Source organism: Streptomyces sp. NPDC041068, assembly GCF_040647455.1.
Taxonomy (GTDB): domain Bacteria; phylum Actinomycetota; class Actinomycetes; order Streptomycetales; family Streptomycetaceae; genus Streptomyces.
Genome location: NZ_JBEZCG010000008.1, coordinates 22,383 through 46,882 on the forward strand (window position 1 = coordinate 22,383; position 24,500 = coordinate 46,882).

Below are 24,500 nucleotides of genomic sequence, written 5' to 3' on the forward strand. Positions count from 1 at the left end.
CCAGAACCGGATGTGTCCCACCGTAAGACCAAGGAGGGCTGCTGCTGTTTCCGAATTCGACACGATGCGGTCGAAGCTTCGACGGGCCTGCCCGTACGAGACAGCAAGGTAGCCGATGTGACTGTCTCGCTAGCGAGACAGATTTGACCTCGCCGCCAACGGGCCCGACTCCTCTTGCGGTTGGGTTAAGGTCGCCGTGCGCCGCCGGACTCATCTGTTGTCCCCCGGTGCGGCTCCACAGCGTTTCATTCCCCCGGAAGAGGGCTCATGACAGAAGGAGACAGCCGCCTGCGCGGCCTTCAATCCCTGGAATTCAAGAAGCGGTTCGACTCCAGGCTGGCGGAGATCGACGCACTGGCCGGATTCGATACCACTCATGGCGTCGAGACAGGTAGGCCCATTGAGCCGTGGGAGATTCCGGAGGCCGACGACGAGACACTGAGATCCCATTCTCGGTACTCGCCCACGCCGATCCGTACGATTCTCCAGGCCATTGCGGCGGCACCCGTCGACCACCAGGACGTCTCCTTCGTGGACTTCGGCTCCGGCAAGGGGCGAGTCCTGCTTGCCGCTGCAGACTTTCCTTTCAAGAGGGTCATCGGTGTCGAGTTCTCGGAGTACCTGTGCGGCATGGCAAGGGCGAACATCGAGAAGTACCGGGCCAGTAGCCAGAGGTGCCACGACATCGAGGTCCGCTGCGAGGATGCCAGGGATTTCGCGATCCCGGCCGACGCGGCCTTCTTCTATCTGTACGAGCCGTTCAAGGGGGACATCGCCGGCCGAGTCTTCGGCAATATCGAGGAGTCCCTGCGCGAGCACCCTCGACCGGTGATCGTCTGCCTCGTGGGCGAGCGGCTGTTGCCCACGGTGGCGGAGAGGACCGCCTGGCAGCAGGTCGGCGAGACGTTGGTGTCACCGGACGACCCCTACTTCGACGCCAGGCTCTTCACCGTGAACCAGACCCATGTGGAAAGAGGCATGAATGCCTGACGAGCAGGTTTTTCTCAAGTCGAAGGCCATAGTCGAGCCGTTGGTGGACCGGTTCTACGCCTGGCTGCACACCCTCGCGCCGGCACAGGCGGCACTGAACCTGGCGAACCGTCAAGTTCCGATGCTCGAGTCGTACCTGCAGTCGCCGCAGGTGCACATGGCGGCCAGTGTGAATCCCACACTGCGTGGTGGCTTCTTCGTGAACATCCACAAGAACCGGCGTGACGAGGTCCAGGACCTGCTCGACTCGATCAAGCGGGATCGCGCGGACATGCTGCGCTTCGCATCCGCGATCGCCCAAGGGCATGAACTGCTGCGGCAGGCCGAGACCGGATTCGACCTCACTCCGCTCTACCCGAAGCTGCCGTCCGAGCTGGCTGGGCTGGTGGAACTCGTCTACGACACCGAGAACCAGGCGGCGATGCGCTTCATGGAGCCGCTCCTGTACAAGAGTACGGTGTACGCGGAGGACCGGCAGTCGGTGCAGCTGTCGCTGGAACCGGGCACGGAGCGGCCCTTCATCCTGAGCACGCCTCGGCTGCCCTCTCCGGATGTGCTGGAACTGCCGATTCCGTTCCGCCACAGCGGCCTTGAGGAGCTGTTCAAGGCGCGAGTGAGTCCCACGACGCCTGCCCGGTTGCGCGAGGCGCTGGAGCTGGACGACACGCAGGCGGCCCAGCTGTCCGGGCTCCTGAGCGACAGGCCGAGCCTGGCCGAGGACCGGCACATCGAGGGCGGAGGACGCATCCGGTACTTCGGACACGCCTGCCTGGTGCTGCAGACGCCTCAGGGGTCCGTCGTGACCGACCCGTTCATCAGTGCGGACAGTTCCATGGCCGGCCGCTACACGCTGGACGACCTTCCGGACTTCATCGACCTGGTCCTGATCACGCACGGCCACCAGGACCACATCGTGCTGGAGACACTGTTGCAACTGCGCGGCCGCGTCGGCGCGATCGTGGTGCCGCGGCCCTCGCGCGGCAACCTCTCGGATCCGTCGATCGCGCTGGCGCTCAGGCATCTGGGCTTCCCTGTGGTGGAAGTGGACGACTTCGACGAGGTGCCGTTCCCCGGCGGCAAGGTCGTGGCGACGCCGTTCCTGGGCGAGCACTGTGACCTGGACATCAGGAGCAAGTCGACGTACTGGGTCGAGCTCGCGGGCAAGAAGGTGTTCGTCGGGGCCGACTCGTCGGGCATCGAGCCGACGCTCTACCGCTATGTACGGGAGCACTTGGGAGCGGCCGACATGGCGTTCCTGGGCATGGAGTGCGACGGCGCCCCGCTCACCTGGCTCTACCAGGCGTTGTTGACCACGCCGGTGACCAAGGCGATGAGCAACTCTCGCAAGCTCTCCGGGTCGAATGCGGAACAGGCCGGGGCGATCACGACCGAGCTCGGCGCCCGCGAGGTCCACATCTATGCCATGGGCGAAGAGGAGTGGCTGGGCCACGTCATGGCGACGACGTACAACGAGGACACCTATCAGATCAAGCAGATCGAAGAATTCATGACATGGTGCACCGATCGCGGAATCAAGGGAAGCCATCTCTTCGGCCAGCAGGAATGGCGCTGGTAAGGCATCCTCGACATGAGGCAGTCCGCATTCAATGAGAGTTTCCCTCCGCCCGCTGAAGGGGCAGAGGGAACCCCTTACGCGAGAATCTGAGAATTAGACGGCACTGTCAACGATGGACCTTATCCAGTCCTTCAAATCCTGGTTGCTCTTCTTGGCTGCGGCCCGCCATCGCTCCAATCGGATCTCGTCCAGCTGTAGGTTCAATTGGACCGGAGGGGTGTCGGGCTGATCTCGCGCGGGGGAAATGCTGGCTCGGATCTGGCGTCGCAACTCGTCCCGAGTCCAATTCAGTCGAGCGGCGAAGTCGAGCCAATGGTCCTGTTCCTCCTTGGTGAGTGCTGCGACTTCCATGTGGTGATGGAATGTCAATTCCTTGCGGCGGCGGCCCGGCTCAAACTTGCGAGCCACCCATGCGTAGTTCCGCAGGGTCTGGTAGTGGAGCGACGTCCCCTCCATGGCTCGTCGGTATCGCCCTGCGTAGTGCGTCTGCCCGTATACAAGCCAATCTCCGATCCACCAGGCCGACGAATCCACGACGGTCTGAATCCGCTCGCCCACTTGGCACCAGGATGCGATCGAGAGGTTGTCAGGAAGGTGGAGATAGGTCCGTCCGGAGAGCATCTCGGAATCCAGAAGGGCAACCCCCTCTGTTGCCTCGACATGCAACGTTGAAGTCGCGCTTCGATCTGGCATTGGTCGCATAGCCATCCCCCTGTCATCTCGTGTGGTCACACGCCAACCCGATGCAACTTACATGGGTATTCGCGCAATCGGCGTCGGGCCCCTTGGTCGGCTCGCGGGATCCGTGCCGGTATTGGGGCGAAGCCCATGATGCCATGGCGGCGCCATAATGATGCCACGTGCAGGCTTTGGCTCATCTTTGCCGGGTTGGCTTGAATTAGCCCTCACTGACCTGCTGGTATGTATTGCGGGCAAGTTGAGTCGCAATGAGTGCCGGGCCCGTCTTTTACTCCTGGAGGGATGGAACGGCGCCGAGTGGCGCTGTACGGTGCCATGCCGTCACCCCTCGGCCGCTCGTCGTCGTGTGGTGTTGTCCGAGGCCTCGGTGATGGGTGAGTGTGCTCTGTCATGGACTGTGACCGGAACAACGCTGTGTTGCCTCTGTCTCGTCGTCAACTGTTCGTCGCCGCGGGCGCTTCCGGGGCGCTCGTGGCGCTGGGGGCCGCCGCTCCCGCGCCGGCCCGGCCGCGCACGACGGTTCCCGTGTCGTTCACCCGGGTCACCAACGGCGCGGCGACCCTCTCGCCCGCCGCGGACCGGCTGGTCGTCGAGGCGCAGGCCACTCTGTGGTCGCTGCCGCGCGGCGGTGGTGAGGCGGTGCCGCTGACTCCTGCCGGGCTGGAGCCGAACCGGCCGGTGTTCGCTCCGGACGGCAAGTCGGTCGTGTTCGGCGCCTATCAGGGCGGCGGCTTCCACCTGTGGACCATGCGTGCCGACGGAACACGGCTGCGGCAGCGCACCGAGGGGCCGTGGGACGATCGCGGTCCGGCCTGGTCGCCCGACGGAACCCGTATCGCCTTCGCGTCGGAGCGCGGCGGCGATCCGGTCAAGGGCGGCTCGTACCGCATCCATGTGCTGGACCTCGCGAGTGGTGCCATCGTCCGCGTCACCGGCCGTCCTGGTCAGGACGGGCCGCTCCAGGACGGGTCCTGGGAGGACTTCGACCCGACCTGGTCGCCGGACGGCAAGCGGATTTTGTTCGTCCGGGGCAAGGTCGTCACCAGACCGCAGGGTCTCGCTCTCGACGCGCGTACCGTCGCGGCCGTCCAGGCCGAGGGAGAGGGGCCCGTCGCCGTCGTCCACACCGAGACCGACGTCGAGACCGCGCAGGTCATGACCCCCGCCCTGGCCGCGGACGGCAAACGCCTCGCCTACCTGCGCACCACCGCCTCCCCCAACGGCTCCTGCACCCTCGTCGTCGACGCCAAGGCCGTCGCGATCGATGGTGACGTGGCTCCCGTGCCGCCGCGCTGGACCGGGAAGGGGCAGCTCCTGCTCACCGTCGACGGCCGCTTCGCACTCGTACGCCCCGACGCGCCCGACCGGATCGAGGCGATCCCGTTCGATGCCACCCTGCCGGTCGAACGGCCCCAGTATCGGGTCAAGGAGTACGACCTCGGCCTCGGGCGGGCCCGGCCCGCGCGCGGCATCCACCTGCCCGCGCTCTCTCCGGACGGCCGGCAGATCGCCTACGCCGCCCTCAACTCCCTCTGGCTGGCGGACACGTCCGGCAAGCGCCCGCCCCGGAGACTGCGCCGCGCGGCCGTCACCGCCTATCTGCTCGGCCCGACCTGGGCCAGGGACGGCAAGTCCCTGGTGTACGCCGACGACCGCGACGGACTGCTCGGCGTCTACCGCCGCGACCTCGCCACCGGCGCCGAGACCTCCCTGGCGACCGGCGGCCGTGTCCACCCGGCGCTCTCGCCCGACGGCGCGCGGCTCGCCTGTCTCGACATGAACGGACGTCTGATGGTCCGTGACGTCGACTCCGGCGAGGAGCGCGCGCTGGTGGCGCCGCTCGGCGGCGGGGGACTGCCGGGCCGGCCGAGCTGGTCGCCCGACGGCCGGTACATCGCGCTCTGCGACCGCAACCGCCTCAACTTCCGCTTCCGCGAGGGCTACAACCTCGTCCGGATCGTCGACGCCGCCACCGGCAAGGACCGCCTGCACGCCGTGGCGCCCCACGCCTCGCTCTCCGACCGGTACGACTCCGGGCCCGTCTGGTCACCGGACGGGCGCTGGCTCGCGGTCATCGTCGAATCGGCGCTGTGCCTGCTGCCCGTCGAGCCCGACGGCACCCCGCGCGGCGCGCTGCGCGTGCTCTCCTCCGAGCCGGCCGACCACCCGTCCTGGTCGGGGGACTCGAAGTCGCTCCTCTATCTGTCGGGCGCCGAGCTGCGCCTGGTCGACGTCGACGGGGGCCGTTCGCGCACGGTGCGCATGCGGGTGGACGCGCGCAGGCCCGCGCCCGCCGACCTCGTGGTGCACGCGGGCCGGCTGTGGGACGGCACCGCGGATACGGTGCGCGAGGACGTCGACATCGTCGTCCGCGGTGGCCGCATCGCTTCGGTCGAGCCGCACCGCGCCGCCCACCGCACCCCCGCGGACCGCCGCATCGACGCCTCGGAACGCACCGTCGTCCCGGGCCTGTGGGACACCCACACACACCCCTGGCAGACCACGTACGGCGGCCGTCAGACGGCGGGACAACTCACGTACGGCATCACGACCGCGGTCTCGCTGGGCGGTTTCGCCTACGAACAGGCGCGGATCCGAGAAGCCGTCGCCTCGGGCGAACTCGCGGGCCCGCGCCTCCTGACGACAGGCGAACTCCTCGACGGCTCCCGTGTCGCGTACAGCATGGGCCGTGCCCATCGCAGCAAGGCAGCCCTGAGGCGCTCCCTGGAGCGGGGTGAGGCGCTCGACTGGGACTTCGTCAAAACCTATGTACGGGCACCGAGTTGGGTGATGCAGGAGGCGGCACGCTTCGCGCACGAGCGGCTCGGAGTGCGCACCGGCGGCCATCTGCTCTCGCCCGGAATCCAGCTGGGCCAGGACCTGACGACCCATCTGCAGGCCACCCAGCGCGCCGAGTTCGGGCACGCGATCACGGCGACAGGCCGCGCGTACGAAGACGTCGTGGAGATCTACAGCGCACGCGGCGCGACCTTCTCCCTGATCGCCACGCCCTTCACCTCCTCACCGCTGCTCGGCGCGGACCCCGACCTCGCGGACGATCCCCGCGTCACCGCGGTGATGGCGCCGTGGGACGCCGCGTCGGTGAAGGCCTCGGCAGGAACACCGCCGAGCGAGGCCCAACTGGCCACGCTGCGCACGGAGATCGACATCTACCGGCGCATCCTCGCCGAGGGCGGCCAGGTGGCACTCGGCACGGACCAGCCCATCGTTCCGGTGGGCCTCGCGCTCCACCTGGGCCTGCGCGCCCTGCACCTGGGCGGCTGCTCCCCGGCGGAGGCGCTGCGCACGGCGACCCTGCTGCCGGCCCGTGTGTTCGGCCTCGACCGGGAGTTGGGCACCATCGAGGAGGGTAAGGTCGCGGACGTGACGGTGGTCGACGGCGACCCGTTCGAGGACTTCGACACGATGGTGCGGACGGTGGCGGTGCTCCGGGGCGGAACCCCGTACGCGACCAAGGATCTGATCTCGGCGTTCGAGCGGCTGCCCAGGTCCGGGGCGGGAGCCGGGTCCCGGACGGAGCATGAGCACTGGCTCGAGGTGGGGCGGCTGATGCGCAGGGACGGCTGTTGCAACCCGCTGATCTGACCCCTGTCCGAGCCGCCCCACCTGTCTGGTCGGTGAGGCGGCTCGGGAGGCCAGGTCCATTAGCGTCCACTCGCGCCTGCTCGCAGCTACTCGAAGCGCGAGGTGTCGCCCGCTCCCCGGCGTACGATCTCGGCTTCCCCGTCGGAGAAGTCGATGACGGTGGTGGGCTCGGTGCCGCAGTCGCCGGAGTCGATGACCGCGTCCACCACGTGGTCCAGGCGCTCCTTGATGTCCCAGCCCTGCGTCAGCGGCTCGTCCTGGTCCGGCAGGAGCAGCGTGCTGGACAACATCGGCTCGCCGAGCTCGGCGAGCAGCGCCTGCGTGACGGTGTGGTCGGGGATCCGGACGCCGACGGTCTTCTTCTTCGGGTGCAGCAGCTGGCGCGGCACCTCTTTGGTGGCGGGGAGGATGAAGGTGTAACTGCCGGGCGTGGCGGCCTTGATGGCGCGGAACACGTCGTTGTCGAGGTGCACGAACTGGCCCATCTGCGCGAAGTTCTGGCACATCAGGGTGAAGTGGTGGCGGTCGTCGAGGTTCCGGATCGACCGGATGCGGCCGATGCCGTCGCGGCTGCCGAGCTGACACCCGAGCGCGTAGCAGGAGTCCGTCGGATAGGCGACGAGCGAACCGGAGCGGATGCCGTCGACCACGCTGCTGATGCTGCGTCGCTGCGGGTTGTCGGGGTGCACGTCGAAGTACTTGGCCATCCGGCGAGTCTAGGTGACCAAGGCGGCGGTGGCGGTACTGCCGGGCCGGGGGCTCCCGAGCCGACCGCACCGCCACCGCCACCGCCACGAGGCGTCCGCGAGGCGTCCGTGAGGAATCCGCGAGGAAACGCGTCGCGTCAGCCCGCCAGCAGCGCGTCCATCTGCCCCACGGCCTGGCTCAGGCCCTCGGCGACGCCCATGTCGAGCACCTGCTGCATCTGCTCGCGGGAGTCGTAGGCGGAGTGCATCTCCATGCGGGTCCCGCCGTCGTGCTCGGTGAGCCGCATCCGTACCGTCGTGACCGGCAGGTCGGCCGTGGGCTTGCCGTCCTGATCGGCGAACCCGTCGGTGAAGTCCAGGGCCGTCGGAGGCTCGATCGAGGTGATCCGCCACCATCCCCGGTGCTTGTCGCCCTCCGGTCCGGTCATGTAGTAGGTGACGTCGCCGCCGGGAGTCAGGTCGTGCTCCTCGAAGGTCGCCGGGTAGGTCGGCGGGCCCCACCAACGCTCCAACTTCCGCGGGTCGGCCCACAGTTGCCACACCTGATCGACCGGCGCGGTGAAGTCGGCGATCAGTGTCAGCGTGAGCCGGTCGAGATCCTTGTCGATGCTGGTGACGCTCATGTCAGTGTCCCTTCGGTGGATCGTTTTCCTCGGTGGTGGCGGCGACGGGGGTGAGGGCGGGGGTGGCGGTGGGAGCGGAAGCGGGGGCCTCCGCCAGGAGCTGCGACATCCGGTCCACGCGCCCCCGCCACACCGTTTCGAGCTGGTCGAGTGCCAGCCGTGCCCGACGCAGGGCGTCGGGGTCCGTGTGCACCAGCTGCTCCCTGCCGTGCCGCTCCTTGGTGACGAGCCCGGCTCGCTCCAGGACCGCGACGTGTTTCTGCACCGCGGCGAAGCTCATCGGGTAGGCCTCGGCCAGCCGCGACACCGACGTCCCGTCCCGGACGCACCGGCGCAGGATGTCCCTCCGCGTCGTGTCGGCCAGGGCGTGGAACAGCCGGTCCACGGCTTCGTCGTTCACTTCACGTACAACCATTTGGTTGTACGTTAGCGCGGGTGGGGCCCCGCGTCGACCGGGAGCGGCCATCCGGGCGCGCCGCTCGCTCTCCCAGGGTGCGCGGGCACCTCAGCGGTGGGCGTCCAGGGCGTGCCGCAAGGCCTTGGCGAAGGGCTCCGGCGCCCCGTGCTGCCCGTATTCGCCACCGAGGAAACCGGCGTGGTGGCTGGGGAACAGCGCGAGCGCGCTGCCGAGTCCCTCGGCGATCCGGGCCGCGGCGCGGGCGGCGAACTGGCCATCGGACTCCTGTCCCGCCGCGAGCACGACGTGCGTGGACGCGGTGCGCAGGGCGGCGAGGTCGAGCCGGTGATGGGTGCAGCCGATCATGTTCTGCCCCAGCAGCGCGTCGTCCCGCGAGCCGTCGTCCTCGGTCGGCAGCCCGAAGTCGGCGGGCGAGGGGACGGGCTCGTCCGCCCAGGTGGCCGGGAACGGCCCCGTCCGGCTGGTCGCCGCGATGAACTTCGCCATCCCGGGCCCCAGGCCCTCGCGCAGATAGGTCGCGTGGATGTCCGCGCAGACCGCGAGCGCCGCCTCCCGGTCGGGAAGCACCTGCGCCGCGGGCGGCTCGTGGGCGACGAGAGTGTGTACGAGATCTCCGTGCCGCTCCACCAGGGCGAGGGAGTTGACCGCGCCGCCGCTGGAGGCGAAGACGTCCACGGCTCCCGCGCCGAGCGCCTCGATGATCTGCCGCAGGTCGTCGGCGTGCTCTCCGGGCGTCGTGGCCGATGCGCCGTCGGTGCGGGGGCTGCGGCAGACGCCGCGCGGGTCGTAGGTGACGACGGTCCGGTCGGTGAAGTGCGAGGCCAGGGTGGCGAACCCGGCGGCGTCCATCGGCGAGCCGATCAGGAACAGGAAGCGGTCGTCGGCCGCGCCGCCGGTGAGGGGGTGGTGGATGTCGTACGTGAGGGTCGCCCCGGTCGCGGTCAGTGTGCGGGTCTCTGCCTCGGACATGGATGTCTCCTTCGGTGATGGCGTTCTCGCAGGGGTGGACCGCCGGCCCGGCCAGGACTCATCGCTCTCGTGGGAACAATTTCCGGGAGCGGGCGGGAACTCCGGCATGCCGCCGCGCGACCAGTGAAGAGTCAACTACTGGACACGTGAGGGGTGTTGGCGATCATGAGTGGTGTGAGGCCGAAGGGTGCAGGTGCCGGTGGAGGTGCAGGACGGGAGCCGAGCCGACGCGGGGTGCTGCGGGGCGGAGTGTCGGGAGCGGTGGGCGCGGGGCTCGCCATGGCGGTCGGTACGAGCGGCGGCTCCGCGCACGCCGCGTCCGGTGACGAACGCCTGCAGGTCGCGATCCTGCTGTACGACGGGTTCACCGCGCTGGACGCGGTAGGGCCGTACGAGGTGCTGTGCCGGGTGCCGGGCGTCCGCGTGACGATGGTCGCGCGCGAGGCGGGACCCGTGCGCACCGACACCGGGGAGTTGTCGCTGGTGGCCGAGCGGGCCATGAAGGACGTACACCGCGCCGACGTCCTGCTGATTCCCGGCGGCGGAAATCGGGGCACCACGGCGATGATGGGCGAGGCGGAGGCCCACGCGTGGATCCGCCGCATTCACCGGCGGTCGCTCTGGACGACATCGGTGTGCACGGGCTCGCTGATCCTGGGATCCGCCGGGCTGCTGCGCGGTCTGCCCGCCACGACGTACTGGGCGTCCCGGCCGTACCTGAAGGAGGTCGGCGCGACGTACACGCCCGGACGTTTCGTCGAGACCGGGAAGATCATCACGGCCGCCGGGGTCTCCGCCGGGATCGACATGGGCCTTCACCTGGCGGCCCGGCTGTCCGGCGAGAAGGTGGCGCAGGCGATGCAGCTCGCGGTCGAGTACGACCCGGACCCCCCGTTCGGCACGGGGAGTCCGGAGAAGGCGGACGCGGAGACGGAGGCGCTGGCCCTGAAGCTGATCGACGACGCGGCCGTCTGACGTCGGCATCGGCCAACGGGGCCCGCGCGCTCAGGCCGCGAGCCCCAGCGCGAGGGCGCCGACGACCGGAGCGGCGTACACCAGCGGGAAGGGGATGTGGGCGTACCAGCGCGCTCGGGCCACGGTGACGACGGCACCGGCGAAATAGAGCACTAGGCAGATGCCGGCCGCGACGCCGATGGCCGGCACGAGCAGCCCGACCAGCAGGCCAACGGCGCCCGCGGCCTTGGCGGCGCCGAGCCAGGGCAGCCAGGAGACGGGGATGCCGTAGTCGGCCAGGGGCTGGGTGACCCACTTCGCGCGCAGGAAGGCGGAGGCGGCCGAGAAGCCGGTCATCGCGGCGGCGACGACGGTGACGACGACGTGGGTGGTGGACATGGGGGGAACGCTCCTCACCAGGCGGTCACCGGCGGCGTGTGGAGGCGCCTCCGGCCGGGCCTTCGTGGCCCGTTGCTCCCATGACGGGTCGCGCCGCGGATGTGTGACGGCTGGGCGGCATCAATTCTTCCGGCAGGAAGCCGACGACCGCTTCGCTGAGGCCTCCGGTCGTCGCGGCCGGCAGGACGTCCCAGCCGACGCCGAATTCGGCGAGCTCCGGGGGCGCCGTGACGAAGCACTCCGGGGGCGCCGTGACGAAGCACTCCGGGGCACCGTGACGAAGCAGCCGAACCCGCTCAGGAGAAGCGCCCCGTGCCAACGGAGGCGCAGGCTGGGCCGGTTCCAGTGCCAGTTCCAGTTCCTCCCCGGCCTCACTGCCGGATGCCACCGCCTCTCCCGCTCTTGCCGCCTGCCGCCTGCCGCCTGCCGCAACGCCTCGGCTCGCTCTGCTGTCGGCAGAGGGGCCTTCCGGGACAGCTGATGCCTGCAAGCATGGCCTGATGGAGCTGAAGGGGGCAGAGGTGGAGAGAGGGAAGGCAGAGACCGTGCGTCGGCTCGACCTCGGATACTTCGTCCGGCCCGCGAAGGAGGCCGGGGGACCGCAGCCGCGCGTCGAACCCGCGCTCGCCTATCTGGTGCGGCGGGACGAGGGCCTGCTGCTCTTCGACACCGGGATCGGCGCCGCCGATCCCGGGACCGAAGCGCACTACCGCCCCCGGCGCAGGCCGCTCCAGGAGGCCCTGGCTGGCGTGGGGGTCACCTGCGCCGACATCTCCGTGGTCGTCAACTGCCATCTGCACTTCGACCATTGCGGTGGGAACCCCTTGTTCGCGCACACGCCGATCGTGGTGCAGGCGCGGGAGTTGGCCACGGCCCGCCGCGGCGGGTACACCATCGACGAGCTCGTCGACTTTCCCGGTGCCGAGTACGAGGAGATCTCCGGGGAGGCGGAAATCTGGCCCGGAGTGAGGATCGTCCCTACTCCCGGGCACACCGAGGGTCACCAGTCACTGGTCGTCCAGCAGCACGACGGCACGGTGGTCCTCGCGGGCCAGGCCTACGACTTCGCCACGCACTTCGCCTCGGACCACTTGGCGCTCCGGGCCGCCTCGGACGGAGTCGAACCGCCGCTCCCCTCCTACCGCCCTTGGCTGGAGCGGCTGTTGGCGTTCGATCCGCGCAGGGTGCTGTTCGCGCACGACGGCTCGGTCTGGGAACCCACGGCTATGTGAGCAGCCGAAACCCGGGAGCCCCGACCCAGGCCCGCAGGAACTCTGCCGAGCCGTACGCGACCGCCCCGGGATCGGCCGTCGTGGCGAGAACTCCCGGCAGACTCACCACGATCGGCACTTGGTCCGCCCGGAGTTCGGCGTTGGCCACGCCCCCGATCACATCCATGACGGCAGCGGTCAGCAGCGCGGTGACAGCGTGGTCGACCTCGCTGTCGCAGAAGGCGATGACGTCCACCGCATGGGTCGGCGCGAAGCCGATGAGCCGCTCCTGATCGGCCTCGTCGGCGTGCTCCGCCTCGAAAGTCGATTCGTCGCCGAACCCGGGCCCCATGAGGGAGACCAGGATCGGGCGCGGCCCTTCGAGCAGGCCCGCGCCCGTGACACCCAGGCGCTCGGCCCGAACGTGGAGGTCGTACTCGCCGACGCGCTTCTCCTCGAAGCCCGCGGAGACGTCGACCAAGAGATCACGCAGCCACCGGACGGCCTCGGCGGGCACCGCCCGTGCCAGCTCGATCACCGATACAGGGCCGCTCATCCACCGGACACTATCCCGGCGCCATCTCGGGCCGCTCGGCCTACGCTGAGACTCATGGCGGACCTGCAACGGCATCCCCACATCGAGACGGCGGTCGACTACCACCACGCTGTTGCCCGTGGTGCGGTCGGCGAGGAGCTCGCCCGGTTCTTCCACGACGAAGCCGTCCACGTCGAGCACCCCAACCTGTTCTTCCCCGAGGGAGCGGTGCGCGATCTGACCGCCATCCTCAAGTCGGCCGAACAGGGGCGTCATACGCTCAGGGACCAGACCTTCGAAGTGCTCAACGCCGTGGCGGCGGGCGACCAGGTGGCCCTCGAAGTGGCCTGGACCGGCACCTTGGCGGTTCCGCTGGGCGACCTGCCCGCGGGGCACGTGCTGCTCGCCCACATCGCGGCCTTCCTGGAGTTCCGCGACGGCAGGATCATCGCTCAGCGCAACTACGACTGCTACGACCGTCCCCCCTCCGCTCAGTGACGCCGACGCCCGGCGTCGACCCGCTCCGCGATGCCCAGGGTCAGCTCCTGCGCCTGCTCCTCCAGGTTCCATTTCCCCTTCTGGCAGGCGTGGTTGCTCACCCAGTAGACCAAGGTGTCGTCGTCCGGCCAGCGGGCCAGGAGCCCGAGTGACCACCCGTTGCCGCCGTCGTGCCAGGCGAGGCGGCCGTCCGCGGTGTCGCGGACGTTCCAGCCGTATCCGTACGCCTCGTCGGTCCCCGGAACACGGACCTGCGGCGCGAACAGTGCTCGGCGGGCGCGGTCGGGCAGGACGGTGTCGTCGGAGAGCGCGCGGTGCCAGCGGAGCATGTCGTGCGCGGTGGAGAGCATGCCGCCGTTGCCCCGCAGGTTCCAGTACGGCCCGTCCGCGGCCCACGGATGATCGACGGGACGGCCTTGGCCGCGCCCCTTGTCGTCGTACTCCACCGCGATCAGCTTCCGCGGCCAGTGCGGCAGTACGTACCCGGTGTGCTTCATCCCGGCCGGTGCGAACAAGTGCCGGGCGAGGAAAGGCTCGTACCCCTCTCCGGAAGCCTTCTCGACGATCGCGGCGAGCAGGCTGTAGCCCGTGTTGGAGTAGTGGAACCTCTTGCCCGGGGCCGAGAGCGGCTTCGATGCCAGGGCCCGGCGGACCAGGTCCTCGCGCGAGACGCGGTCGTAGTCGTCGCCGAGGCCTTCGACCAGGCCCGAGGTATGGGTGAGCAGGTGCTTGATGGTGATGTCGCTCTTGTCCTGCGGTACGGGGCCGAGGAACCGGCTGATGCGATCGCCGACCCGGAGCCTGCCCATGACCTCCAGCTTCAGGATCGCGGCCGCGGTGAACTGCTTCGTGATCGACATGACGTCGTACACCGTGCCGCAGCTCGCGGGAGTGCCTGCGGCGCGGTCCGCCGCCCCGAACCCCCCGCAGTACGCGAGGTGTTCGCCGCGCGCCGCGATCACCGTGCCGCTGGAGCCCTTGGGGAGGGCGCGTCGCAGGAAGTCGGGGATCGGTTCCTTCCCCTGCCTTTCACCCCCCTGCCTTTCACCGCTTGCCTCCGCTGCCGGGGAGCGCGCGACACGCTCCTCGGCGCAGCCGCCGGCCAACGACAGCGGCAGCAGTGCGGCGAGCGCGGCGGCGGTCGTTCGGGAGCAACCCATGAAACCTCCAACGTCGGGAATCTGCGCCGAGGTTGACCGCCGCCGGTTGCGTTCCTCAACCTGTGGAGGTGTTCGAGCTTGTGCGAGACCGTGTACGTCCAGCTCAACGGGGGGAGACCAGCATGACCACCGCACCGCCCACGCCACGCACACCGTCCGTGCCGCCTGCGCCGCCCACGTCGCCCGGCACGGACGCGGCCGCCTTCGTGGCGGCGCTGCGCCGGCTCAAGGCATGGTCGGGCCTGAGCTACCGGCAGTTGGAGCGCCGTGCCGTGGAAGTCGGCCACGTCCTGCCCTACTCCACGGCGGCGACCCTGCTCGGTAGGGATCGGCTGCCCCGCAAGGAGCTCGTTGCCGCGTTCGTCGCGGCCTGCGGCGTGGAGGACGGCGACGCACAGGCGTGGGTGGACGCGCGCAGCGACATCGCGTGCCGGGACGCGGCCGCGCCCCCGAAGAGCGAGGAGAAGCCACCGCAGCCGCGCCGATCTCTGCGGCCTGGTAGGTCCCGACCGCACCGACCGTCCCGACCGTCCCGACCGCACCGACCGTCCCGATGGGCCCGACCGTCCCGATGGGCGTCCGCCGGCGCCGCCGTACTCCTCGCCGCGATCCTGGGCGGGGCCGCGGCGCAAGGAGCCTTCACCGAGACCGAGGAGGTACGCGTGACGCAGACGGTTACCCGTTGATCACCGAACGACCAACCCCGTTGATCACCGAGTGACTACCCGCTGATCAACGGCAGCGACGGAAACACGTGATGCCGCCAGATCCGGCGGGAGGCATCCTCCGGATAGGCGGCCACAGTCGGCCGGGAGTCGAAGAGTTGGGCCAGGCGTCCGTCGGTGTCGTAGGGCGGCCAGCCGGGGTCGCCGTGGACGGCGAACGACGTCCAGGCGGCGCGCATGCGGGCGGACAGGGCCTCGGCCTCCGGGGAGGGAGTCCCGCCGATCAGCATGGCGGGCTGGCCACGGTCCAACGTGCCGAAGACCAGAGGGACATCCAGGCCGTGGCAGGCGCCGAGGCCGCCGCCCATGCCCGGCGCCGTCCAGGTCAGTTCGTAGACGTACGCACGACCGCCCGCGGCCACCTGCGCCTCGGCGAGGTGGAGCGAGGGCATGCGGAACAGCCAGTCCCCGTGGACCAGTTCGTACAGCTCGTCGGGGCTCGCCTTGGGGAACGCCTCGCGGTAGCGGTGCGCACCCTCCGGGCCCGGGGCGAAGACGCGGAGTGCGGTCTCCGCCTGCTCCTCGGTCACCTCGCCGAGCAGGCCGTTGATCGCGCTGAACAGACGGTGCTCGTGGCGGGTGTGGCCGACGAGGAGGTCGATGCCGCGGCCCGCGCCGTCCGCCAGGGCCCGCCACGGCGTGACGGGCAGGACGTCGCCGTCCACCACGGGCGCGAAGGGGATCGAGCGGTGCGCGGGCAGACCCCAGCGTTCCGCCCACTGTTCCGTCCTGGCGGACACGGCGTCACCGGCCGCGGACAGCTCGTGCGGGGCGACGCCGGACAGGTCGGCCGCGGTGGGCCGCAGCCCCAACTCGGCGGCGCAGGCGGCGGTGACGTCGGCGGCGAGCTCCGGAGCGAAGAAGGTGCCGGGCACGCTCTGGGCGACGGCCCGGTGGAAGAGCCCGGCCGCGCGGTCCATCGCCATGAGCGAGGCGATGGAACCGCCGCCCGCCGACTGGCCGAAGAGCGTCACCCGGCCCGGATCGCCGCCGAAGGCCCGGATGTTGTCGCGCACCCACTCCAGGGCGACGACCTGGTCGAGCAGCCCCCGGTTGGGCGGAGCCCCCTCGATCTGCGCGAAACCCTCGATGCCCACGCGGTAGTTGAACGTCACCACGACGACACCGCCGTCCCGCGCGAGCAGGCCGCCGTCGTACTCGGGGAGGCAGGACATGCCGATGGTGTAGGCGCCGCCTTGGATCCACACCATCACCGGCAGCCCGGCGTCCGGTGCGGGGGCGGGGGACCAGACGTTGACGGTCAGCCAGTCCGCGCTCGCGGCGTCCCGCGCCAGCGCGTCCATGCCGAAGACGCCGGACTGCGGGGGAGGAGGACCGTACGACACGGCCTCCCGCACCCCGCTCCAGGTCCGGACCGGCCGAGGCGCGGCGAACCGCAGGGCTCCGACCGGGGGTTCGGCGAAGGGGATGCCACGGAAGACGGCCGTGCCCGCTTCGCGGCTGCCGCGCACGGACCCGGCTGCGAGGTGCACCTCGGGCCGGTCATCGAAGGCCCAGGACGACTGTGCAAGGGGCATGACGGATCCCCGTCGGAAGAAGGGTTCGGAAGAGAAGTCGGAAGAGAAGTCGGAAGAGAGGAAGGGTTCGGAAGAAGAGGGGAGAGGACCGCCCGCGGCGGCCCCGGACTCCACGCATCATCCGCCGCCCCCGCCCGCCGCGCGAACCATTTACGGCCGGTCCGCCCCCCTGGGGTTCCGGGGCCCTTACTGCCCGCGGGTCTGCGTAAAGCTACCGCCCGCGGGTCTGCGTAAAGCGCAGCATGTTGCCCGCCGGGTCGCGGAAGGCGCAGTCGCGCACGCCGTACGGCTGGTCGACCGGTTCCTGAAGCACCTCGCCGCCCGCCAGGCGGATGCGCTCGAAGGTGGCGTCGCAGTCGTCGGTGGCGAAGATGACGGCGCGCAGCAGGCCCTTGGCCAGCAGTTCGGCCATGGCCTGTTTGTCGGCGGCGGAGGCGTTCGGGTCGGCGAGGGGCGGTTCGAGCACGATGCTCACATCGGGCTGCGAGGGTGCGCCGAGAGTGACCCAGCGCATCCCCTCGAACGCGACGTCATTGCGTACTTCCAGGCCCAGGGCGTCCTGGTAGAAGGCGAGCGCCTTGTCGTGGTCGTCGACGGCGATGAAGCACTGGGAGAGTTTGATGTCCATGGGCTCCACGCTAGGAGCGGGGTGGCCGTTTCGCTTCTCCGTTCCTGACCGGTCGCGTATGGATCTTGGCGATGCAGGCCGGGATGGCGGCGCCCTCCTCGTGGCCACGGGCGCGGTACGCACTGGGGCTCTCGCCGACCAGCTCGGTGAAGCGCGAGCTGAAGGACCCGAGCGACGTACAGCCGACCTCGAAGCACACTTCCGTGACCGTGAGGTCCCCGCGCCGCAGGAGCGCCTTGGCGCGCTCGATCCGGCGCGTCATGAGGTAGCTGTACGGGGTCTCCCCGAAGGCGGCACGGAAGCTGCGGGAGAAGTGGCCCGGCGACATGAGGGCGGTGCGCGCCAGCGCGGGGACGTCGAGCGGCTTGGCGTAGTCGCGGTCCATCAGGTCACGTGCCCGGCGGAGCCGGACGAGGTCTTCCAGCGTCGTCACCTGTCCACCATCCCACAGCGGGTCCTGACCGGCGCGAGGTCCAGGAGCGTCACCGGCGGCCGCCGAACTCCCAGTCGTGGACCTCGATGTCGTCGTAGCGTTCCGTGGTCAGCACGGCTCGTGCCGCGTCCGCGTCCGGAGCCCGGACCAGTGTCGCCGTGCCCAGCCAGGCGGCTCCGTCGTCGGAGAGCAGCGGCCCGTACGCGATGAGCTCGTCCCGGCCGGTCGTCGGCACGGCGAGGTCGGCGGGCTGCCCCGAGCCGAGGCCGAGCACCAGATACCGGTTGCCGCCGCTGCGGCCGCCGGGGAAGTCCCACATGGTGCGTCCCAGCAGATTGCGCCACCGCCGCAGCAGGACGTCCCGGTAGGCGCCGGCCTGGTGGCAGGGCTCGTCGAAGGCGAACGCTCGGGCGGCCGCGGGGTCCGGCAGGTCGACGATGTGCACGCTCCCGCTGGGCGTCTCACCGTCCGCGCCGAAGGTCGGACCGCGGGCGATCAACTCCTTTGCGTAGCCGTCCATGTAGGACCAGTGCTCCTCGATCATCGCCTCGCGCAGGGGCAGCGAGCCGGGCCGGTCGCGGTGGTAGCAGAAGAATTCCATGGCTTCGGACTCCTACTCGTCCGGGTCCCAGGCCCAGAGCAGGTCGAGCAGACGCCGGTCGCCGTCGACCTTCAGGGACTCCACCGGTATGCGGCCGTGGAGGGCCAGAACCAGTTCATCGGCCGTGCCTTGGACGCAGGCGTCGGCCGCGGTGCCGGGCGCGGAGACAGGGGTGATCCGTGCGCCGTCGGCGGAGAGCGAGACGTGCCAGGTGCGGCCCTCGGCGGCGTGGACGTCGACGGCGGCGGGCGCGTGCGGCCAGGCGCTCGTCGTCGCGCAGCAGGTGGAAAGGAACTCCTCGACACCGTCGAGTGCCACCTCGTCCGGCAGCGGTTGCCCGGCGCCCAGGGCGAGTTGGGCGTCGTAGGTGTGCACCGCGACCTCCTGGAGCTGGTGCCGGGCGACGGCACCACAGGTCTGCGGCGACTGCGACGTACCCCACCACGTCCAGCAGCCGCGCTCGGGTCCGGACTCGCGCAGTGCGTCCAGGAGTTCCTGCGTCGATGCGGCAAGCCAGGCCAGCAGGGCCGCGCGCTCCCGAGGCGCGGGTGGCGCGCCCTCCGCTGCGGACTTGGCCGTGGCGGCAGGACCCGCGGCGACGGTGGCGGCCCAGGAGCGGCGCCCTTCGCCCAGGTGCCGGGCCAGATCGAACAGCGTCCACTCGGGGCAGGTCGGCACCTGTACGTCGAGACTGGGCGCGGCGGCGATCGCGGCGCGGAAGGCAGTCGATCGTTCGTCGATCAGACGCAGCAGGTCGGTGAAGTCCGGTGGCCGCAGCAGGTCGGTGAAGTCCGGTAGCGACAGCAGGTCGTGGAAGTCGGGAGTCTTTTGCACTCCGGGTGTCTATCAGCACGCTTAGGCATCAGGACACCGATTTTCACCGCACCACCGACGCGAACGGCGACGCCTGCGCGGAACCGGCCGTCCCCCACACGGAACTTCCGGGGCCAGTCCCCGAAGGACCTCGTGTGGATCGTCCCGCGGAGCGCGAAGGGGCCTGTCACGTCCCGGGCGGTGCGCCTCGACCCCGCCCGCGTCGGGCGAGGCTGACGGCTGGTGGCGGAAGGCGGAAGGCGGAAGGCGGAAGACGGAAGGCAGCAGTCGGCAGTCGGCAGTCGGTTCAGGACGTACGCCCTGGACCGCCGGGCCGGAATGCGGGCCGCGCACGGGACCATCGGCCCTGCCCCGCCCGCGGAGGGCGGACGCAGGCTTGAGGATCATGTCCGAGCCCTCCGCCTCCGCCCGGGTCCCCGCCGGTCGCGCCCTGAGCCTGCTGATGCTGTGCGCGGGCATCCTCGGTGCCGTCGCGTCGACCGTGCTCACCTACGACCGTCTCGCCTCGCTCGCCGACCCCGCCTTCTCGCCGGGCTGCAACATCAACACGGTTCTCAGCTGCGGCGACATCATGGACGCCTGGCAGAGCGACGTGCTCGGCATCCCCGGCACGCTGCTCGGCTCCGTCGGCTTCGCGGCCCTCGCCATGCTCGGGCTCGTCCTCGCGACCGGCGCCACCGTGCCGGTGTGGCTGTGGTGGGGCGTGCAGGCGGCGGTCACCGCGGCGTTCGGCTTCGTGGTGTGGCTGATCAGCCAGTGCCTGTACGTGATCGGGGCGCTGTGCCCCTGGTGCATGCTCGTGTGGGCCGTGGTCCTGCCCCTGTTCTGGTACGTCACGCTGCACTCCCTGTGCCGCGGCATCCTGCCCGCCCCGCGCGGGCTGACGTCCGCACTGTCCCGGTACGCGTGGGTGGGCCCGGTGTTGATGTACGGAGTGGTGGCCGTGCTCATCGTGACGCGGTTCGGTGCCAGGCTCTGGTGACCGGCGGCCCGCCCGTCAGGTGCCGGTCGCGAAGACCTCCTGCGCGAGGGCCAGCAGGTCGGGCACGGCGGGGTGGGCCAGGCCCTCGGACCAGGCGAGGACGACCGGGACCGCCGGAGCGTCCGCGAGCGGGCGGTAGACCAGCAAGGGATGCGCGTGATTGCTCGGCGTGGCCACGGTGGAGATCCCCACGGCGCGGCCCGCGGCGATCGCGATGAGCCACTCGTCGGTGTTGGTGACCTCGATGGACGCGACCGGGCGGTCCTTCGGCGGCCACAGGTCCAGGGTCGTCGTGCCGGAGACGGTGTTGAGGGCGATCGGGTACGCGGCCAGATCCGCCAACGTGACGCGGGGAAGCGCCGCCAGGGGGCTGTCCGCGGGCATGACCGCCACCCGTTCCTCCGAGGCAAGGAGCTCCGTGCGGAGGCCGGGCGTGGCGATCTCACCGCGCAGCAGGGCCGCGTCGACCTTGCCCTGGGTGAGTCCTGCCGTGCGGTCGTCGACGCGGAGCAGCCGCAGCGGAGTCCCGGGGTGCGTCTCGTCCCAGCGGCGCAGCAGCGGGACGGTGTGGTTGCCCAGCGCCGCCCAGGTGTGCCCGAGGCGCAGCGGCCGGGCGCCCAGAGCGCCCGGGTCGAGCGCGCTGTCGACGGCGGCGAGGGCGGCGGCCGCCTTGTCGCGGAACGCGCGTCCCTCGGCGGTCAGCTCGAAGTGGTGCGTGGACCGGTCGGCGAGGCGTGCCCCCAGGTGGTCCTCCAACTGGCGCAGGGTGCGGGAGAGCGCGGGCTGGGCGACATGGAGGCGAGCGGCGGCGCGCGTGACGTTGCCTTCCTCGGCGATGGCGAGAAATGCGCGCAGATGCCGCAGCTCGATGGTCATGCTTCAGAAGCATAATCGCCCTGAATTCGGCATTTCACATGCGGCGGCCGGGTTCCTAGCGTGGAACCCATGACCTCCACAGCGCAGAACCCGCCAACGACGACGGCTGCGCCCGCCGTCGTCCGGCACGCCCCGGGCCGCGGCAGCATCGGCGGCGTCGGCCTGGTCCTTGCCGGGGCGGTGTCCGTCCAGTTCGGGTCGGCGTTCGCCGCGCTGCTGTTCCCCCGGGCCGGGGCGCTCGGCACGGTCGCGCTGCGGGTGTCGCTCGCCGCGGTGCTGCTCCTGCTCGTCACCCGCCCCCGGGTACGGGGATACACACGTGCCGACTGGGCCGTGGTCGGCGGATACGGCCTGGCCCTCGGCGGCATGAACATCCTCTTCTACCAGGCGATCGACCGTATCCCGCTGGGCGCGGCGGTCACCCTCGAAGTCCTCGGCCCTCTGCTGCTCTCGGTCGTCGCGGCCCGCCGCGCGGCCAGCCTCCTGTGGGCCGGGCTCGCGCTGGCCGGGGTGTATCTGCTGGGCAGCGGCGGCTTCGGGCAACTGGACGCCGTCGGCGCGGCCTTCGCGCTGGGCGCCGGAGCGATGTGGGCGGCGTACATCGTGCAGGGCTCCCGGGCGGGCGCCCGCTTCCCGCGCCTGGACGGCCTCGCGATCGCCATGGCCGTCGCGGCGCTGGTCAGCCTGCCGTTGGGTGTCGGGGCCGCGGGCGGAACACTCCTCGAACCGGGGGTGCTCGCGCTGGGCCTCGCGATCGCGGTGATGTCCTCGGGCGTGCCCTACACCCTGGAGCTGCTCGCCCTGCGCAGGCTGCCCGCCGCCACGTTCGCGGTCCTGGCCAGCCTGTCGCCCGCCGTCGCGGCCCTCGCCGGCTACCTGGTCCTCGGCCAGGGGCTTTCGCTGCCGCAGTGCGCCGCGATCGCGATGGTGGTCGCGGCGAGCGCGGGAGCGGTGCTCACCGGGAAGCGCTGATCTCCCGGGCGAGCGCGACGACCTCCTGCATGGTGGCGACCATGCCGGGCTGCTCGCTGCCGTCGATCCCGCGGTACTCGCTGCCGATGGTGACCAACAGCCGCTCAGGCAGACCCGGTTCGGGACGGCGCCGCTCGGCGATGACGCGCCGGGCCGCCTCGGCCACGGTGAGCCCGTCGGCATGGAAGGCGTGGGCGCGCTCGTGGACGTACTCCAGGTTCGCGATGTGCCCGCGCATGCCCGCGCATGCCTGCGGCGTCGAGCACCGGCCCGTGACCGGGACGAAGGCCTCCGCTCCGGTCGCCAGCATGCGGTGGGCGGGCAGTGGGGCGAACAGGTCGCCCTGGGTGTGCCCGGACGGCAAGGCGTACAGGCGGACGGGGTAGGCGCCCACGGTCAGTTCGAGCTCCTCGGTGAACGTCGTCGACACGGCCACGGGCCGCACCGTCGACCAGTCGTAGCCACCGAAGTGCTCCACCACGTACGCACCCCATGGCGTCGTGGGATCGACGGCGCCCAGCTGCTCACCGCTGCGCGCGAGGAACTCCCCGGCGCGGCGGCAGCCAGGCGTGCACGTCCTGCGTGATGGTGCGGAGTTCCCCGCTCATGCCCGTGATCGTCATGGGACGTGATGATGCGGTGCCGAGCGCGGTGCTCTGCGCTCAGCGGGCGGAGTCCGGTTCGGGCGATGCTCCGTAGCGAACGGCGATCGCGGCGGCACGGTGGCGCAGCGAGGCGCGCAACCACTGCGGGGCCAGGGCTTCCCCGTCCGTGGCGAGCTGCCACAGCGCCCATTCGGCGTGTCTCGCGTCCTGGAAGGTCATCTCCAGGCGCAGCCAGCCCTCTTGGGCGTCGGCCTCCTCGGAGAGGACGGCCAGCGCGGTGCCCACCAGCTCCTCCCGCCGCGCCGCGTCCAGCCGTACCAGCACGGTGACTTGGTCCCCGCCGGTCCGGAACCGCGTGCTGCGTTCCCGCCAGGCCCGGTCCAGATCGACCCGGTCCGGTCGCTGCGCGGGTTCGACGAGTTCCTCGGCGGCCAGAATGCGGGACAGCCGGTAGGTACGGTCGGCGCCGGACCGCGTGGCCAGCAAGTAGCCCTGGTCGCGCACGGTCACCAGGCCGATGGGGTCCACCGTGCGCCACTTCGGGGTCTGGTCCACAGCCGCGTAGTGGATGCGCAGCTTGTGTCCGGCGACCACCGCGCGCAGGACCTCGGCCACGATGCCGTCCGGCGTCTCCTCGGTGACCAGTCGGCGCGCGAGGAGGTCGGTCTCCGGGTCGATGAGCAGTCGCTCGGCCGCGCCGGCCGCCGTGTCCCGGTAGCTCTCGGGCAGCGCGTCGACCACCTTGAGCATTGCCGAGGCGAGCGCCGAGCCGAGCCCGAACGCCTGCGCGCCACGCCGCGATCCGGCGACCAGCAGGGCTAGGGCCTCGTCGTGGTTCAGCCCGGTGAGCTCGGTGCGGAAACCGGGCAGCAGCGCGAAGCCGCCGTTCCGGCCGCGTTCGGCATAGACCGGGACGCCTGCCGCGGACAGCGCCTCGATGTCGCGCAGCACGGTGCGAGTGGTGACCTCCAGCTCGCGGGCCAGCGCGGTGGCGGACAGCCGACCGTGCTGCCGGAGCAGGAGCACCAGCGATACCAACCGGTCGGCGCGCATGCGAGGACCTTCCAGAGAAGCGACAGGGATACGTGACAAAGGATGTCGTGTATCTGCTGCGAAGGTCATTTCCGCGACGAGAAGGCCGGTGGCGACCGAGCCGATGGACGGACGCATGGAGGTACGCATGGACATAGGCATGGGCATAGGCCATGTCGACGAATCGAATGGAGCTGATGTGGCAATGCGGCGAACGGCCGTCAACCCGTGGGCATGGTCGGCGGAGTTGGGCTACAACCAGGGCGAGATCGTCTCCGGGGAGTCCCGGACCCTGTACTGCTCCGGGCAGACCGCGATGAGCGGCGACGGCAAGCCCCAGCACATCGGTGACATGGCGCGGCAGTTGGCGCTGAGCCTCGACAACGTGGAGGCCGTGCTGGGCGAGGCGGGCATGACCCTCGCGAACCTCGTGCGGCTCAATGTCTACGCCACCGACGTCGACCGGCTCTTCGAGCACTACGGCGTGCTGGCCTCGCGATTGGGCGCCGCCGGGGCGGCGCCGTCCACCACGATGCTCGGGGTGACACGCCTGGCGATCCCCGACCTGATGGTCGAGCTGGAGGCCACCGCCGTCGCGTGATGCGACCGAGCCGGGGCGAACGTCCGCAGCACCATCACTGTCGACGAGCGCCTCGGCGAGCGGTGCCTCCAGGGTCTGGAGGACTTCTCCCGCGTGGAGGTCCTCTTCGTCTTCGACCAGTTCCCGGAGAGCGACGACTTCCGTGTCGCATCCGTCGACGGCCGCGAACTGACGGTGGTGGGCCTCGGCGCGGACTCCGGCACCCCGGTCATCGATCTGAAGCCGACGATGGCGGAGTTCCGCGCGGTGAACGTCGCACAGCCGGAATGGGTCAGCGACATGATGTCCGCGTACTTCCAGCCGTAAGGATGGATCAACCGGCCGTAAG

Annotated in this window: 27 protein-coding genes; 11 read left to right on the top strand and 16 right to left on the bottom strand. The window is 70.6% G+C overall.

Going from position 1 to position 24,500, the window contains the following annotated elements; genetic code table 11:
- Positions 1-267: 267 nt before the first annotated feature.
- Together AB0B50_RS19270 and AB0B50_RS19275 are read left to right on the top strand one after the other, a co-directional pair.
- Entirely contained in the window at positions 268-990 is a 723-nt protein-coding gene (locus tag AB0B50_RS19270) for a class I SAM-dependent methyltransferase (protein ID WP_362332848.1), read from the top strand.
- Positions 983-2,566: an MBL fold metallo-hydrolase gene (locus AB0B50_RS19275; RefSeq protein ID WP_362332851.1), complete on the top strand. Its 1,584-nt coding sequence runs from the start codon at positions 983-985 to the stop codon at positions 2,564-2,566. Before AB0B50_RS19270 ends, AB0B50_RS19275 begins: the two co-directional genes overlap by 8 nt.
- A 93-nt stretch (positions 2,567-2,659) precedes the next feature.
- Here the strand turns inward: AB0B50_RS19275 and AB0B50_RS19280 are convergent, their stop codons facing one another.
- Positions 2,660-3,274 (bottom strand): LmbU family transcriptional regulator, encoded by a 615-nt coding sequence (locus AB0B50_RS19280; protein ID WP_362333907.1) that lies wholly within the window; start codon positions 3,272-3,274, stop codon positions 2,660-2,662.
- Between the two features lie 381 nt (positions 3,275-3,655).
- On the opposite strand from AB0B50_RS19280, the gene AB0B50_RS19285 reads away from it, so the two are divergent.
- A complete protein-coding gene (locus AB0B50_RS19285; protein ID WP_362332854.1) occupies positions 3,656-6,871 on the top strand; it encodes an amidohydrolase family protein in 3,216 nt (1,071 codons plus the stop codon).
- A gap of 86 nt (positions 6,872-6,957) precedes the next feature.
- On the opposite strand, the gene AB0B50_RS19290 is transcribed toward AB0B50_RS19285, so the two are convergent.
- The 4 genes from AB0B50_RS19290 to AB0B50_RS19305 form a co-directional block, all read right to left on the bottom strand.
- Entirely contained in the window at positions 6,958-7,578 is a 621-nt protein-coding gene (locus AB0B50_RS19290; RefSeq protein ID WP_362332857.1) for an L-threonylcarbamoyladenylate synthase, read from the bottom strand.
- A gap of 137 nt (positions 7,579-7,715) precedes the next feature.
- On the bottom strand, positions 7,716-8,201 hold the full coding sequence (locus AB0B50_RS19295; protein WP_362332860.1) for an SRPBCC domain-containing protein: 486 nt from the start codon (positions 8,199-8,201) through the stop codon (positions 7,716-7,718).
- Position 8,202: 1 nt separating this feature from the next.
- Entirely contained in the window at positions 8,203-8,616 is a 414-nt protein-coding gene (locus AB0B50_RS19300; RefSeq protein ID WP_362332863.1) for a metalloregulator ArsR/SmtB family transcription factor, read from the bottom strand.
- A gap of 90 nt (positions 8,617-8,706) precedes the next feature.
- Positions 8,707-9,588 carry an alpha/beta hydrolase gene (locus AB0B50_RS19305; RefSeq protein WP_362332865.1) on the bottom strand — a complete coding sequence of 294 codons (882 nt, stop codon included), beginning with the start codon at positions 9,586-9,588 and terminating at the stop codon, positions 8,707-8,709.
- Between the two features lie 249 nt (positions 9,589-9,837).
- Between AB0B50_RS19305 and AB0B50_RS19310 the strand changes: the two genes are divergently transcribed.
- On the top strand, positions 9,838-10,563 hold the full coding sequence (locus AB0B50_RS19310; protein WP_362332868.1) for a DJ-1/PfpI family protein: 726 nt from the start codon (positions 9,838-9,840) through the stop codon (positions 10,561-10,563).
- A gap of 30 nt (positions 10,564-10,593) precedes the next feature.
- On the opposite strand, the gene AB0B50_RS19315 is transcribed toward AB0B50_RS19310, so the two are convergent.
- On the bottom strand, positions 10,594-10,941 hold the full coding sequence (locus AB0B50_RS19315; protein ID WP_362332870.1) for a DoxX family protein: 348 nt from the start codon (positions 10,939-10,941) through the stop codon (positions 10,594-10,596).
- Between the two features lie 521 nt (positions 10,942-11,462).
- On the opposite strand from AB0B50_RS19315, the gene AB0B50_RS19320 reads away from it, so the two are divergent.
- Positions 11,463-12,173 (top strand): N-acyl homoserine lactonase family protein, encoded by a 711-nt coding sequence (locus AB0B50_RS19320; RefSeq protein ID WP_362332873.1) that lies wholly within the window; start codon positions 11,463-11,465, stop codon positions 12,171-12,173.
- Here the strand turns inward: AB0B50_RS19320 and AB0B50_RS19325 are convergent.
- Positions 12,166-12,708, bottom strand: a complete 543-nt coding sequence (locus tag AB0B50_RS19325) for a DUF6368 family protein (RefSeq protein WP_362332876.1) — start codon at positions 12,706-12,708, stop codon at positions 12,166-12,168. The two genes, AB0B50_RS19320 and AB0B50_RS19325, sit on opposite strands and share 8 nt — an antisense overlap.
- Positions 12,709-12,762: 54 nt before the next feature.
- Between AB0B50_RS19325 and AB0B50_RS19330 the strand changes: the two genes are divergently transcribed.
- Entirely contained in the window at positions 12,763-13,185 is a 423-nt protein-coding gene (locus tag AB0B50_RS19330) for a nuclear transport factor 2 family protein (RefSeq protein ID WP_362332879.1), read from the top strand.
- Here AB0B50_RS19330 and AB0B50_RS19335 read toward each other — a convergent pair.
- A complete protein-coding gene (locus tag AB0B50_RS19335) occupies positions 13,179-14,345 on the bottom strand; it encodes a serine hydrolase domain-containing protein (RefSeq protein ID WP_362332882.1) in 1,167 nt (388 codons plus the stop codon). The two genes, AB0B50_RS19330 and AB0B50_RS19335, sit on opposite strands and share 7 nt — an antisense overlap.
- 122 nt (positions 14,346-14,467) lie before the next feature.
- Here AB0B50_RS19335 and AB0B50_RS19340 point away from each other — a divergent pair, with 122 nt between their 5' ends.
- Complete coding sequence (locus AB0B50_RS19340; RefSeq protein WP_362332885.1) at positions 14,468-15,031, top strand: hypothetical protein; 564 nt, start codon at positions 14,468-14,470, stop codon at positions 15,029-15,031.
- A gap of 35 nt (positions 15,032-15,066) precedes the next feature.
- Here AB0B50_RS19340 and AB0B50_RS19345 read toward each other — a convergent pair whose 3' ends face one another.
- From AB0B50_RS19345 to AB0B50_RS19365, 5 genes are all read right to left on the bottom strand, one after another.
- Positions 15,067-16,608, bottom strand: a complete 1,542-nt coding sequence (locus tag AB0B50_RS19345) for a carboxylesterase family protein (RefSeq protein WP_362332888.1) — start codon at positions 16,606-16,608, stop codon at positions 15,067-15,069.
- Between the two features lie 211 nt (positions 16,609-16,819).
- Positions 16,820-17,236, bottom strand: a complete 417-nt coding sequence (locus AB0B50_RS19350; protein ID WP_362332890.1) for a VOC family protein — start codon at positions 17,234-17,236, stop codon at positions 16,820-16,822.
- A gap of 10 nt (positions 17,237-17,246) precedes the next feature.
- Positions 17,247-17,621 carry a helix-turn-helix transcriptional regulator gene (locus AB0B50_RS19355; RefSeq protein ID WP_362333909.1) on the bottom strand — a complete coding sequence of 125 codons (375 nt, stop codon included), beginning with the start codon at positions 17,619-17,621 and terminating at the stop codon, positions 17,247-17,249.
- Positions 17,622-17,718: 97 nt separating this feature from the next.
- Positions 17,719-18,270 carry a YciI family protein gene (locus tag AB0B50_RS19360; protein WP_362332893.1) on the bottom strand — a complete coding sequence of 184 codons (552 nt, stop codon included), beginning with the start codon at positions 18,268-18,270 and terminating at the stop codon, positions 17,719-17,721.
- Positions 18,271-18,282: 12 nt separating this feature from the next.
- Positions 18,283-19,050, bottom strand: coding sequence for a maleylpyruvate isomerase family mycothiol-dependent enzyme (locus AB0B50_RS19365; RefSeq protein WP_362333911.1), 768 nt, complete (start codon positions 19,048-19,050; stop codon positions 18,283-18,285).
- Between the two features lie 439 nt (positions 19,051-19,489).
- Here AB0B50_RS19365 and AB0B50_RS19370 point away from each other — a divergent pair, with 439 nt between their 5' ends.
- Entirely contained in the window at positions 19,490-20,086 is a 597-nt protein-coding gene (locus AB0B50_RS19370) for a vitamin K epoxide reductase family protein (protein ID WP_362332896.1), read from the top strand.
- A 15-nt stretch (positions 20,087-20,101) separates the two neighbouring features.
- Here AB0B50_RS19370 and AB0B50_RS19375 read toward each other — a convergent pair whose 3' ends face one another.
- Positions 20,102-20,962: a LysR substrate-binding domain-containing protein gene (locus AB0B50_RS19375; RefSeq protein WP_362332898.1), complete on the bottom strand. Its 861-nt coding sequence runs from the start codon at positions 20,960-20,962 to the stop codon at positions 20,102-20,104.
- Between the two features lie 69 nt (positions 20,963-21,031).
- Here AB0B50_RS19375 and AB0B50_RS19380 point away from each other — a divergent pair, with 69 nt between their 5' ends.
- A complete protein-coding gene (locus AB0B50_RS19380; RefSeq protein WP_362332901.1) occupies positions 21,032-21,934 on the top strand; it encodes an EamA family transporter in 903 nt (300 codons plus the stop codon).
- Here the strand turns inward: AB0B50_RS19380 and AB0B50_RS19385 are convergent.
- Together AB0B50_RS19385 and AB0B50_RS19390 are read right to left on the bottom strand one after the other, a co-directional pair.
- Positions 21,918-22,415 carry a hypothetical protein gene (locus tag AB0B50_RS19385; protein ID WP_362332904.1) on the bottom strand — a complete coding sequence of 166 codons (498 nt, stop codon included), beginning with the start codon at positions 22,413-22,415 and terminating at the stop codon, positions 21,918-21,920. The genes AB0B50_RS19380 and AB0B50_RS19385 overlap by 17 nt on opposite strands.
- Before the next feature lie 181 nt (positions 22,416-22,596).
- Positions 22,597-23,592: a WYL domain-containing protein gene (locus tag AB0B50_RS19390; protein ID WP_362332907.1), complete on the bottom strand. Its 996-nt coding sequence runs from the start codon at positions 23,590-23,592 to the stop codon at positions 22,597-22,599.
- Between the two features lie 184 nt (positions 23,593-23,776).
- On the opposite strand from AB0B50_RS19390, the gene AB0B50_RS19395 reads away from it, so the two are divergent.
- Positions 23,777-24,172 carry a RidA family protein gene (locus AB0B50_RS19395; protein WP_362333914.1) on the top strand — a complete coding sequence of 132 codons (396 nt, stop codon included), beginning with the start codon at positions 23,777-23,779 and terminating at the stop codon, positions 24,170-24,172.
- A gap of 93 nt (positions 24,173-24,265) precedes the next feature.
- On the top strand, positions 24,266-24,478 hold the full coding sequence (locus tag AB0B50_RS19400; RefSeq protein WP_362332910.1) for a hypothetical protein: 213 nt from the start codon (positions 24,266-24,268) through the stop codon (positions 24,476-24,478).
- Positions 24,479-24,500 lie beyond the last annotated feature (22 nt).